The following is a 12,795-nucleotide window of genomic DNA, read 5'->3' as shown; positions in this document are numbered from 1 at the left end:
GTTATATTGAAATAGATAGGGTTGGACAAGATTTTCATCCGTGAAAACCTTGTCCAGATTAGCCCATTGAGGACTGAGCTAAACGGGTGACTAGAACCAACTTTCTTGCATGTTGAGGCAAGTATCATCAAGTTCTAGCAATAACTTGGCTTGGTGCTCTATTTCAGGTAATTCCCAGCGGATAAAATATTGCGCGGCTTGTAATTTACCGGCTAAGAATTGTTGATCTTCAGCTAAATCTGAATGTTCAAATTTCACAAGAGCTTGATTAGCCATTTCAAGCCATAGCCATGAAATGATGACTTTGCCCATCATGTCTAGATACAAGGCAGAATTACCCAGTACCTGATCGACACGACCTTGTGCGAGGACTTGTCCCAAACTTTGTGTGGTTTTCTTCACCGTGTTTAAATGCCCTGAAAAAATCGCTGCAAGCGCTTCCGTTTTTGGATGTTGAGCTTGATCAATCGTATTTTGCATACGTTGTAATAACAGCATCAAACCTCTGCTGTTGTGCTGCCAAAGCTTACGACCCAACAAATCCAAAGATTGAATACCAAATGTACCTTCATGGATCGGATTTAAGCGGTTGTCGCGATAGCATTGTTCAAGTGGATATTCGCGGGTATAGCCAGCGCCACCTAAAACTTGAATGGCTAAATCATTGGCTTTTGGTCCATAGGCGGAAGGGAATGATTTGACGACAGGGATAATCAAATCTAATAACAACGCGCTGTCTTCATTGTTAGCGGCTTGATGTTCATCAATTAATCGTGCAGCAAATAGGCATAATGCGAGTGCGCCTTCCACATAGGATTTTTGTGCCAAAAGCATCCGTTTAACATCTGTATGTTGAATAATATTGACAGGTTTTGAGGCAGGATTTTTATCTGATACTAAGCGACCTTGTGGACGGTTTTTGGCATATTCGAGTGACTCTAAATAGCCACGGTATCCAATCATGGCTGCACCTAAGCCGACACCGACTCGTGCTTCATTCATCATCTTAAACATATATTTAAGACCAGCACCTGCTTCACCAATCAGATAGCCTGTACATTGGTCTTTTTCACCAAAGCTCAGTACTGTCGATGTTGTACCTCTGTAGCCCATTTTATGTAATAAGCCAGCCAGTTGAACGTCATTGGCGCCTGCAAGTGAACCATCGCTCAGGGTTTTAAACTTCGGAACAATAAACAGAGATATACCTTTTACGCCCTGAGGTGCATCTTGGATGCGAGCAAGGACCAAATGGACGATATTTTCAGTGATGTCTTGGTCACCCCCTGAAATAAACATCTTTTGGCCTTTGATGAGGTAGGTACCATCGGCTTGCGGTATAGCTTTTGTGGTCAAATCACCTAAAGATGAACCCACATCAGGTTCAGTCATAGCCATCGTTCCTGCAAAGCGACCACTGAACATATGCGGTACAAACATATCTTTTTGTTCAGTCGTACCGAAAGCTTGAATCACATTTGCAGCCGCAGCGGTTAGAAATGAATAAGCCACTGATGAAGGATTTGCTGACATGAAATAAGCATTTGCAGCCATGTTGATCAAAGTCGGAAGTTGCATACCGCCTGCATCATAATCATGCTGCGCACAAAGCAAGCCGGCATCTGCAAATTGCTTCCATGCCGTTTTGACTTCTGCAATGGTTTTAACCTGTTGACCATCAAACGTAGGTTCGTTTTGATCGGCTGTTGCGTTATGTGGTGCAAAAAAGTCTTGAGCAATACCTTGTGCAGTTTCTAGGATGCTTTTGAAGGTTTCAGTATCATGCTCAGCAAAACGTGGGTAATGCGTTAAGTCTTGCGCTTTAAACACGTCAAATAGCAAAAAATTTAAATCTTTGTCATTGATTAACTGCGCCATTGCTCAATCTCTAATCGGGTTGAATTTTATGCCTTAAGCCTAGCAGTTGATTTTTAGATATAGAATTGTCAATAATGACACTTAATAAGTTAAAAATGACATTTTGATAATTTGAACTTTAAATGAAGAAAATCATAATTTTAGCATTTGATGGTGCTTTGGCTTCCGCGATTACTGGGGTTGTTGATCTATTTGCAATGGCGGGAGTCAGTTGGAACCGGATCCAAAAACAAAATGTGCAGCGGCTATTTCAGGTCAAAATTGCCTCACAACATAGTCAAGCAGTGCAATGTATCAATGGCATCAAGCTTTTTGCAGATTTAGCATTTTCTGAAATAACAGATGCAGATGTCATCATTGTCCCAACGATAGGTGCGCCGATCTTAGATGTTTTAGCGCAAAACGCAGCACTGATCGAATTATTAAAAACTCGGCAATTGCAAAGCGGACTGATCGCAGGAAATTGTACGGGTAACTTTTTTCTGGCAGAAGCAGGGCTTTTAGATGGTAAGCAGGCAACGACGCATTGGGGCTTTCAGCAAATGTTTCGTGAACGCTATCCTTTGGTAAGACTGAATGCAGATCAGCTCATTAGCCATGATCAAAATATTTACTGTGCTGGAGGTGGCTTAGCATGGTTTGATTTGGGACTGCACCTGATAGAACGTTTTTATGGTTTTGAAACGGCAATCCACACGGCAAAATCATTTGTATTGGATTATCGTCGTGATAGTCAGTTGTCCTATTCATTATTGAAAATATCTAAACCGCATCAGGATGGTTTGGTGCAAAAAGTTCAAGATTGGTTAGAACAGCATTATCATGAAAATATAGTCTTAGATGAACTTGCGGCGCAGTTTAATGTGACAACAAGGACATTGATTCGTCATTTTAAAGCGGCTTTGGATATGCCTCCCAATCAATACTTACAATCAATACGGATTGAAGCTGCACGAAAGCGTTTAGAAGAAACGGGACATGCTTTAGATCTGATTATGCGAGATGTCGGCTATAATGACCCAAGCTCATTTCGACGGTTATTTCAAAAAAAAACGGGGCTGAGCCCCTTAGAATATCGTCGACGTTTCAGCCGACGATTTGATGTTTAGTTATAGTTTAAGCCGTTCGAACGGTATAACGACCATGTAAAATGTAGTAAGCACCAATACATGCAAAGGCAGCAAATGCGCTATACAAATACAATTGTGAGTAACCAATATGGTCGAGCAATTTACCGATAAAGTATGGTCCAAAGCCTAAGCCTGCATCCAAAAATATAAAGAAAGTCGAAGTGGCAAAGCCCATACGTTCAAGCGGTGCACTTTTCACGGCAACTGTTTGGCAGACCGACTGAATATTGCCATAACCGAGTCCAAGTAAGCCGGCACAAAGTAAAAGCATCCATGAACTCTGTGTGATACTGAGCAGTACCAATGCTACGCCCATAATCACAAAAGCAGGGTAGATCACAATATTTTCACCTTTACGGTCCATCAACGGGCCTGTAAATGGGCGAGAAATTAAAATCGCAATGGCATACATCAAAAAGAAAAACGAGGCTGTTTCAGCCAAATCGATTTCTTTGGCATAGAAGTTAATGAAAGATAAAACACCTGAATAGCAGATTGAAGCGAAAAGCATGATGAATGATATCGGTAATGCTTTAGGTTCTACAAATTGAGCAATCCAACTCGGTTTTTTGACGGCTTCAACAGTATCGAAGGGTTTATTGATTTTGGGTAAATCGGGCACTTGAATCAGCAAGGCAACCAATAGGCAGCTCAATGCGATAATCGTAGAAACGATAAAAATCGCGTGATAACCAATGTGTAACATCATCCAAATGGCAAGAAATGGCCCAATAGCTGTACCTAAAGTACTACTCATGCTGTAGTAGCCAATGCCTTCACCGCGACGTGTCGCTGGTAAGATTTGGGCAATTAAGGTACCCAGCACTGTTGATGCCATACCCATCATAAAGCCATGCATAAAGCGTATGAAAAGCAACATGCCGACGCCAAACTGAATGAAGTAAAAACCAGAAAAGACTAAAAAGCCAATTAAACCAACGATCAGTGTTGTTTTACGACCAAAACGTTCTAGGAACTTGCCCACCAATAAACGCCCGACCAATGTACCGACAATGAACAAGCCTGAAACTAAACCAGCTTGGGCTGTAGTCGCACCCAATTCAGCCACCGCATAGCCCACGATCACCACAACCAAGAGATAAAAGGTTAAAACCAATTGGAAGTTAATGGCGCTGACTAAAATAAAATTTCGAGTCCAAAGTGGTGCTTTATCTTGCATGATCATCACCTACAGTGTTTTGTTCAAGTTCTTGCATGACACGGTGTAAAATTTGAATGGAGTGTTGGATATCTTGGCTTGCTAATGGCGCGATCAGGCGCTGCTCAAAGGCATCTATGTCTTTTGCACATTGCTGAAATAACTCACGTCCAGTCTCGCTGAGCATCATTTTCTTTTGACGTTTATCGTCAGTTTGCACATGTGCCAAAATATCCATCTGAGCAAGAATTTTGACACGCTTAGTGATGGATGGCTTGGATACATTTAAATATTCCGCCATTTCAATAGATGTACAAGCAGTTTTTTCACGGATGACAAACATGACTTGCCAAAGTGAATAGTTCAATTGATAGGGCAATAAAATCGTGTTGATTTCATCACTCATCAGACGCGCACAGCGCAGAAGAGAAGAGCGGAAACCTAATGTGGAATTCATGATAGTTAACTAGGGTAACTAAATTGTCGCAACTTTACGCCTAATTTATTTTGAATTCAAGTGAACAACTCAAAGCATAAAAAACAGGTATAAAAAAACCTGTGCGCACACAGGTTTTCTTGCAAAACATTTCATTTAAAGCTTATCGTTCAATGCATATCGTTGAATTGATACCTTAAACAATACGTGTTTATTCTACAGAAGCTTCTGCAGCTGCAATTGCTGCATCTTCCGCTGAGCTGTCTGCATTTTCTGAAATTTCTACACTTTCACCATCTGCATAAGCAAGTTCTTCACCTTCTGATTCAGCTTGCTCTAAATAAGCCGCAAGTTGTTCATCCGTTAATTCAGGTTCACCTTCAGACATCATTGCTTGTTCTTGTAATTGCGCTTGTTCTAAATTGCTCATCATACTTTGCATATTGAACATCAATGGAATCATAACCAATAAATAAACAATCATCAGGATCAGATACAGTGACCCAATGACTTTCTCTGTTTGTTCAGTTGGACGTTTAATACCATATTTATTTTCACCTTCAGTGCCTTTTGCAGCCATCACATAAATGCTAAAGATGGTACCGACCAGTGGGATGAGAAAAATTAAACAGAGCCAACCGCTTTTATTTAGATCATGTAAACGACGAATCGTAATGCAGATCATTGCGACAAACATTGCAACGATAGAAACGACAATCAGTGCGATCGCACTGAGTCCTAAAAACGAATTAAAAAGTGCTTCAATACTACGTTCTGCTGAATTGAAAAATGCAAAAAGTCCCAGTGCGACGCTGATGCCTAATAGGCAGGTATAAATCATACTAATGATAAATAACCACGCTAAATAGGACAGGCGGCCAAAACGTCCTTCAGGAGACAGTGGATGATCGGCTTTTTGAATTTGAGGCTGAATATTTTGATCTTGTTGAAACGGATTCAATTCGCTTGAAGTAAGTTCAGTCATTATTATTCCAATTTTAATTATCTAATTTATTTTCTATGCCCAAAAGGGCAGCAATATTGTATAGCGAAGTAAAAAAAGGTCAAATATTAGACATGGCTAAGTCATTAAATATTCCTTAGCCATGCTGTAATGTGGTCTGTTATTTATGTAATTTACGATACTCTTTAGGGCGCATTGGACGACTGGCTTTCCACAAACCTTTCTTTTGTTTACGTGCTTTACTTTGTAAATTCATCATATAGTGCAAATGCTTTTGGTCACGGATGTATTCTTCGTACACCCACGCAGCACCACGTTTTACCATTTCTTCATTCATGCATTTACGATAGCGATAAATAACCCCAACGCAGCGGCCATAACGGTCTACATCAGTGATTTTTACACGGACAAATTTCTTATAAACCATGGATTTGATCAGGCGGGCTGACTCTTTACCGTAGGCTTGTGTCGATTCTGGCGCATCCACATAAGCAAAGCGAAGTTTGGTTTTAGAACGTCTCAGATTCATCCGATAGCAGGTGAGGGTATCGCCATCACTAATATCGGATACACGGCAGAGGTAAGATTTTCCTTTCTTAAAGGGTTGAAAAAAATCCTTTAAGAAAATGGTGACTTTATAGAAAACATAGACTGTGATCAGGCACAATACTGCACCTAAAGCCATGAGCCAATTTGTGGAGAGATTTGAAAGCATACATAATGATATGAACGAAGTCATATCGCATAAAAACAGGAGTTTAGATTTTATAAGAACTCATGATTTATGGCTGTCGAATAAACCGGCGGTCAGTTAAAAATACATTAAATAATCAGCATTTGATCTATAAATATACAGCAAGTTTCATCACGCAGAATTAAATCTAAATCCATGTGAATAGCCTAAGCAAGCTGATATATCATCATAAAATAGCCTAAGCAAAAATTTTAGAAATTTGGCTTCGCAAAAAAACATGCCGCGAATTTAATTCCAAATCATTATGCCAATACATCCCTAGTTTAATTTTCGGCAAGTCTACAGGTACATCAAAAATATTCAGTTCGGGAGCAACATGTAAATGCGTCAAAATATTTTGCGGAATCGTCAATATTGCCTTAGGTTGCTGTGCCAAAACTTGTAGCGCAGTAGAGTAATGCTGACAGCGTAAAAAAATCTCTCTAGAGTGTTTTTTACGATTTAAATAAATATCCTCGACTAATACACCTGCACGTCGGGAAGAAACCCCAATGTGAGGAGCAGAAAGATAAATAGACTGATCCATCTTAGGGTGTTGACTACAAATCACGAATTGGTCTTCAACCAAGGTTTGAAAATTGATCTTTTCACCAAAGTTTTGCTCAAGGTCAATCGCAAAATCGATTTGCTGTGCAGCAAGATCAGCCACAATGGTTTTGCGATCTAATTTGATACTGGAAAATTGGATCTGAAACTGTTGCTGTTGAAAGTGTTCAACTAACTTGGGAAAAATGATCGGTTCAATTTCATCATGTACCGCAATTTTCAAGCTCTGTACCATTGAAGGAGTAAATTGTTGTTTTTGGATAGAAATACTTTGAATCGCAATAAGCGCATTTTTAATTACAGGATAAATCTGCTCGGCAAATGGCGTCGGAAGCATTTTTGCTCCAGCACGTACAAATAAGTCATCTTGTAAATGTTGTCTTAACCGTTGAAGTGCATGACTCGCTGCAGACTGAGTAATACACAAAATTTTTGCAGCTTTTGAAATGCTTTTTTGTTCATAAATTGCGATATAAAGTGGATATAAATTGATATCCATACGGTGAAACACACCCATATCGATGACGGTGTTTTTATGAATACTATTCATGTTCATCTATTGAATTAAATCATTTTGTTCATATTAGATTTCAGGTTATGGTGTTGTAAAGCGTAAAGAACATAATATTTAAAGGATGTTGTCATGTTTGAACTTTCAGCACGTGCACAAGATTATATTGAAAGAACAAAAAAATTTATTAAAGATGAAATTGAGCCAGTAGAAACTGAGTTTTGGGCAGAAGTTCATGAGCTGAACCAAGGTGGTGATTGGACCAAATGGCAATGGCCGGCACAGTTAGAGGTCTTAAAAGATAAAGCCAAAGCTGCAGGCTTATGGAATATGTTCTTACCTTGTCCTGAACTTGGGCAAGGCTTATCTGTACAAGAATATGCACACATCGCAGAACTTTCAGGCCGTAGTTTACTTGCACCTACGGTATTCAATTGCAATGCACCAGACAGCGGCAATATGGAAGTGATTTGGCGCTATGGTACAGAAGAACAAAAGCAGCAATGGTTAACACCATTACTAGACGGCAAAATCCGTTCGGTATTTTGTATGACAGAACCTGCTGTTGCTTCAAGTGATGCCACCAATATGGAAGCTACGGCTGTCGTTGAAGGCGACGAAATTGTATTGAATGGCCGTAAGTGGTGGTCTTCAGGTTTAGGTGATCCAAATGCCAAAATTATTATTTTTATGGCACATACACCAGATGAAAGCAAAGACCGTCACCATCAGCATTCTATGGTTTTAGTTCCAGTAGATACGGATGGAGTCAAAATAGAACGTATGCTTCCGGTCTTTGGTGATTATGATGCACCACATGGACATGGTGAAATTAGCTTCACAAATGTGCGTGTTCCTGTTGCAAACTTTATTGGCGGAGCAGGTCAAGGTTTTGAAATTGCACAAGGTCGTTTAGGCCCAGGCCGTATTCATCATTGTATGCGTTGTATTGGTGCTGCTGAAAAATCGCTAGAACTGATGATTGACCGCGGTATGAGCCGTACTGCTTTTGGTAAAGAAATTTTAAAACTCGGTGGCAATTTAGAACGCGTAGCAGAAGCACGTGTTGCGATTGATCAGGCACGTTTACTGACCCTTTATGCAGCATATAAAATGGATACTCTAGGGAATATGGCTGCATTAACCGAGATTTCGGCAATTAAAGTGGTTGCGCCAAGTGTCTTAGAAAAAGTCGTTGATATGGCGATTCAAATTCACGGTGGTGCTGGGGTTTCTCGAGATACACCGCTCACAGGTTTCTTTGCCCAAGCACGTTCACTGCGTCTAGCTGATGGCCCTGATGAAGTACATAAAGGCATGATTGCTAAATTAGAATTGGCTAAGCGCGGTTACAGCAGCCGTCGTAAAAAATAAACAAGTTGTAGTCACATATTTGGCATGGCAACCCCGAGTTGTCCATGCTATAAAACTATAGAAAATTATATTTTTATCATCATGATAGATTCAAGTTTAGGAAGAAAAGCATGTCAGTGATTGATGTAGGCGGTTCAGTTCGTGAGGGTGAAGAACTGGATGTACGTGCCGTAGGCAATTGGTTGATTGAACATGGCGTTGAAATAGAAGGGCCTGTTGAAGTCACTCAATATTCAGGTGGCGCATCAAATTGGACTTATCGCTTAAAATACGACAATGCTGATTTAATTTTACGTCGTCCACCGAAAGGCACCAAAGCCAAGTCTGCACATGATATGGCACGTGAGTATAACGTTCAGAAGGCATTATCTGAATTTTATCCTGTACTCCCTGAGATGGTGGCGCTATGTCAGGACGAATCAGTGATTGGCTGTGATTTCTACGTAATGAAGCGCGTAGAAGGCATCATTCCACGTGCAAACTTACCCAAAGAAATTAATTTTGATGAAACTCAAGTTCGAGCGTTGTGTACCAACGTCATCGATAAGTTAATTGAACTGCATCAAGTGCCTTATGAAGGCACCGCTTTAGAAAAAATAGGCAAGGGCGACGGATACTGTCGTCGTCAGGTGGAAGGTTGGGACGCACGCTATGAAAAAGCCAAAACCTTAAATGTTCCTTCTTTTAAATATGTCCGTAATTGGCTCAAAGACAATATTCCTGCTGACTCTAAAACCTGTGTAATTCATAACGATTGGCGTTTTGATAACGTGATATTAGATCCAAATGATCCTACCCAAGTGATTGGCGTATTGGATTGGGAAATGGCAACGCTTGGTGATCCATTGATGGACTTAGGCTCAGCTTTGGCGTATTGGGTTGAAAGTGGCGATAACGCAATTTTTAAAGCCACACGCCGTCAGCCGACCAACTTGAAAGGCATGTTTAGCCGTAAAGAAGTCGTTGAATATTACTTAGAAAAAACTGGTCTTCAAACGGACAATTGGACCTTTTATGAAGTGTTCGGTATTTTCCGTTTAGCGGTAATTGCACAGCAAATTTATTATCGCTTTTACCACAAACAAACCAATAATCCTGCATTCAAAGATTTTTGGATTGTGATCCATGCTTTACATATTCGTGCATTAAAACTTATTGGTTTGCAAAAACTTGAAGCCAATGACGTGGCACAAAAATATATTGAAAAAATGAAGGATATTTTAGGGAAATGACCACGATATATTTAATTCGGCACGGTCAGGCTTCTTTTGGTGCGGAAAGCTATGACAAGCTTTCTCCCAACGGTGAGCTACAGGCTAAGGTGCTGGGACAGTATTTCGACCGTATTTTAAAAGAAAGTCCTTATGTGGTTGCGGGCTCAATGCAACGTCATCAACAAACAGCCAATCTTGCATTGGCTGAATGCTTTCCAGAAGCACAAGTTGATACAGATAACGCGTGGAATGAATTTAATCATCAGCAAGTTTTTGCTCAATATGAACCTCGATTTAACCAACCGCATTTATTAAAAGAAGATGTATCTAAGCATGAAAACCCACGTGCTTATTTATCGAAAATTTTTGAAGGCGCCATTGAGCGTTGGACAGGTGGAGAATTTCATCATGAATATGATGAATCTTGGCCACATTTTAAAAGTCGAGTCGAAACAGCGCTAGAAAAGTTATGCACTCAACTGGCTGAAACCAAACCACGCTATGCTGTTGTGTTTAGTTCAGGTGGAGTGATCTCCGTTGCCGTAGGTAAAATTTTAGGGCTGAGTCCAGAAAAAACATTTGCACTCAATTGGGCCATTGCCAATACCAGTATGACAACACTGCGTTTAGTCGGAAATGAACCGCAATTACTCAGTTTAAATGAACATCATTTTATAAAAGCAGTTGATCCAAATTTATTAACTTGGATCTAAGATAAACAAAGGAATTATCATGGCTAAAACAATTTTAATTACAGGTGCAAGCTCAGGGATTGGTGCAGGAATGGCACGCGAGTTTGCACAAAAAGGCTACAACTTGGCCATTTGCGCACGTCGTTTAGAGCGTCTAGAAACGCTAAAAAATGAACTGGAAAGCCAATATGGCATCAAAGTGATTGCGAAAACCCTCGATGTCACAAATTACGATCAAGTGTTTGAAGTATTCCGTGCCTTTAAAGCAGATTTTGGCAGTATTGATCGTGTTATTGTCAACGCAGGTGTCGGTGAAGGTCGTCGTATTGGTAAAGGCAATTTTGAAATTAACCGTGCCACAGTTGAAACTAACTTTATCTCTGCATTAGCGCAATGTGAAGCTGCGGTTGAAATTTTCCGTAGCCAAAATGCAGGGCATTTGGTGGTGATTTCTTCGATGAGTGCTATGCGCGGCATGCCTAAACATTTAACGGCTTATGGTGCGAGTAAAGCAGGTGTTGCTGCTCTAGCTGAAGGTATTCGTGCAGAACTGATTGATACCCCAATTAAAGTGACGACTATTTTCCCTGGTTATATTCGTACAGAGATCAATGAAGGTGCGAAAAAACTGCCATTTGAAGTCGATGAAAAAACTGGTTCACATCTTTTAGCAAAAGCCATTGAGAAAGCACCGGTTAAAGCTTATGTACCACAATGGCCCTGGTTGCCTTTAGGTCTTGCAATGAAAGTATTGCCGTTGAAAATTGTGAATAAATTGGGTTAAACCTTTATTCAATAATAAAGCTCCAATTTTGGGGCTTTTTTATTCTCAAATGATCTTCACCTTCCTCTGTAGGTTAAAAAGGAATACATAAAACCTGTGATCAAAAGACATTAAAAGCAGCCGATTTTGCAAAGAAAAATTGGAGTAATTACTCAGATTATTTATAAATAAGATATTGAAAATAAATAAAATGTTGAATATTTGAACAGACGGTGATTTGTTCTCAAAATAGCGATTTCCTTTTTTTTAATTTGCTTTAATGTACAACTGTTCTTTAATTTTTAGGTTTGTACTATGTCTATGTCTTCCGATATGACAGATCAACAGCGAATTAACAAAGTCAGAACTGTCGTAACGAAAGCTGGTGAAGACTTACGTCAGCAGTATCCCATTTTAAAACATCAAAACTTTATAGGCACTTCCATCCTTATTTTTGCGCTACTGGGAATGTTGGTTTCAGCTTGGGCGTTTGCTGTTGGCATTTTACCGGCATGGGCTTGTGTGATTTTGGTGGCGATGTTTGCGTCACTGACACATGAATTAGAACATGACCTGATTCATTATATGTATTTTAAAAAGACGCCGTGGGCTCACCATCTCATGTTGGCCTTGGTGTGGTTAGCACGTCCCAATACCATTAGTCCTTGGGCACGTCGTCGTTTGCACCTCAATCATCACAAGTATTCAGGTTCAGAATACGATTTGGAAGAACGGGGCATTAGTAATGGCATGCCTTGGGGATTACGTCGTCTATTGGTCATGAGCGATCAATTGATGACGGTGTATTTGCGCCCATTTCAAATGTTCAAAATGATTGGGAAATTCATTGAAAAACAACCTGAAAAAGAACGTAAAACTGCATTGTTCTCTCAACTGACTGGTTTTTTTCCTTTAAGTTTTGTTTATTACGGCATTTGGTATGTATTTGTCATTTATCATGTGGTGAATGGTATTGCTCCAATGTTAGGACAAAGTATTAGTTGGTCAGTCAATTTAGTGAAATTAATTCCAACGATTAATTTTCTAGCCGTCGTTTGGATTATTCCGAACTTTATACGCTCTTTCTGCTTACAATTTATCAGCTCAAATATGCATTATTATGGTGATATTGACCCACGTGATGTCATTAAACAAACTCAGGTGTTAAATCCTTGGTGGTTGTTCCCAATGCAATTGTTTTGCTTTAACTTCGGTTCTACCCATGCCATTCACCATTTTGTGGTAAAAGAGCCGTTTTATATTCGTCACCTTACTGCAAAAACTGCACACCAAGTCATGCGTGAGGTTGGTGTACGTTTCAATGATTTTGGAACCTTTAAACGCATAAACCGCTGGAATTAAATCAGTACCATC

At 39.9% G+C, this 12,795-nt stretch carries 12 protein-coding genes; 6 read left to right on the top strand and 6 right to left on the bottom strand.

Annotated features, from left to right (window positions below; genetic code table 11):
* Positions 1 to 90 precede the first annotated feature (90 nt).
* On the bottom strand, positions 91 to 1,878 hold the full coding sequence (locus FTU36_RS08035) for an acyl-CoA dehydrogenase (protein WP_180117394.1): 1,788 nt from the start codon (positions 1,876 to 1,878) through the stop codon (positions 91 to 93).
* A gap of 122 nt (positions 1,879 to 2,000) precedes the next feature.
* Here FTU36_RS08035 and FTU36_RS08030 point away from each other — a divergent pair, with 122 nt between their 5' ends.
* Entirely contained in the window at positions 2,001 to 2,987 is a 987-nt protein-coding gene (locus FTU36_RS08030) for a GlxA family transcriptional regulator (protein ID WP_180011429.1), read from the top strand.
* Between the two features lie 7 nt (positions 2,988 to 2,994).
* On the opposite strand, the gene FTU36_RS08025 is transcribed toward FTU36_RS08030, so the two are convergent.
* The 5 genes from FTU36_RS08025 to FTU36_RS08005 form a co-directional block, all read right to left on the bottom strand.
* Positions 2,995 to 4,194, bottom strand: coding sequence for an MFS transporter (locus tag FTU36_RS08025; RefSeq protein WP_180117392.1), 1,200 nt, complete (start codon positions 4,192 to 4,194; stop codon positions 2,995 to 2,997).
* Positions 4,178 to 4,624, bottom strand: a complete 447-nt coding sequence (locus FTU36_RS08020) for a MarR family winged helix-turn-helix transcriptional regulator (RefSeq protein WP_180054836.1) — start codon at positions 4,622 to 4,624, stop codon at positions 4,178 to 4,180. The genes FTU36_RS08025 and FTU36_RS08020 overlap by 17 nt, the downstream gene beginning before the upstream one ends.
* A 190-nt stretch (positions 4,625 to 4,814) precedes the next feature.
* The gene (locus FTU36_RS08015; protein WP_180021740.1) at positions 4,815 to 5,588 is read right to left on the bottom strand and encodes a DUF805 domain-containing protein; all 774 of its coding nucleotides are present in this window, start codon (positions 5,586 to 5,588) and stop codon (positions 4,815 to 4,817) included.
* Between the two features lie 139 nt (positions 5,589 to 5,727).
* Positions 5,728 to 6,282 (bottom strand): thermonuclease family protein, encoded by a 555-nt coding sequence (locus FTU36_RS08010; RefSeq protein ID WP_180021742.1) that lies wholly within the window; start codon positions 6,280 to 6,282, stop codon positions 5,728 to 5,730.
* 217 nt (positions 6,283 to 6,499) lie between these two features.
* On the bottom strand, positions 6,500 to 7,417 hold the full coding sequence (locus tag FTU36_RS08005) for a LysR family transcriptional regulator (RefSeq protein WP_180117390.1): 918 nt from the start codon (positions 7,415 to 7,417) through the stop codon (positions 6,500 to 6,502).
* A gap of 93 nt (positions 7,418 to 7,510) precedes the next feature.
* Between FTU36_RS08005 and FTU36_RS08000 the strand changes: the two genes are divergently transcribed.
* From FTU36_RS08000 to FTU36_RS07980, 5 genes are all read left to right on the top strand, one after another.
* The gene (locus FTU36_RS08000; protein WP_180117388.1) at positions 7,511 to 8,752 is read left to right on the top strand and encodes an acyl-CoA dehydrogenase family protein; all 1,242 of its coding nucleotides are present in this window, start codon (positions 7,511 to 7,513) and stop codon (positions 8,750 to 8,752) included.
* Positions 8,753 to 8,862: 110 nt separating this feature from the next.
* Entirely contained in the window at positions 8,863 to 9,984 is a 1,122-nt protein-coding gene (locus FTU36_RS07995; protein ID WP_078193821.1) for a phosphotransferase family protein, read from the top strand.
* Entirely contained in the window at positions 9,981 to 10,679 is a 699-nt protein-coding gene (locus FTU36_RS07990) for a histidine phosphatase family protein (protein ID WP_078193820.1), read from the top strand. The genes FTU36_RS07995 and FTU36_RS07990 overlap by 4 nt, the downstream gene beginning before the upstream one ends.
* Before the next feature lie 19 nt (positions 10,680 to 10,698).
* Positions 10,699 to 11,442, top strand: coding sequence for an SDR family oxidoreductase (locus FTU36_RS07985; protein WP_078193819.1), 744 nt, complete (start codon positions 10,699 to 10,701; stop codon positions 11,440 to 11,442).
* 294 nt (positions 11,443 to 11,736) lie between these two features.
* Positions 11,737 to 12,783 (top strand): fatty acid desaturase, encoded by a 1,047-nt coding sequence (locus FTU36_RS07980; RefSeq protein ID WP_180117386.1) that lies wholly within the window; start codon positions 11,737 to 11,739, stop codon positions 12,781 to 12,783.
* Positions 12,784 to 12,795 lie beyond the last annotated feature (12 nt).

It is taken from the genome of Acinetobacter sp. YH12096 (assembly GCF_013419215.1).
In the GTDB taxonomy this organism is placed as follows: Bacteria; Pseudomonadota; Gammaproteobacteria; order Pseudomonadales; family Moraxellaceae; genus Acinetobacter; species Acinetobacter amyesii.
The sequence above is the reverse complement of the archived record's forward strand: the minus strand, read 5'-3'. Positions and strand labels throughout refer to the sequence as shown.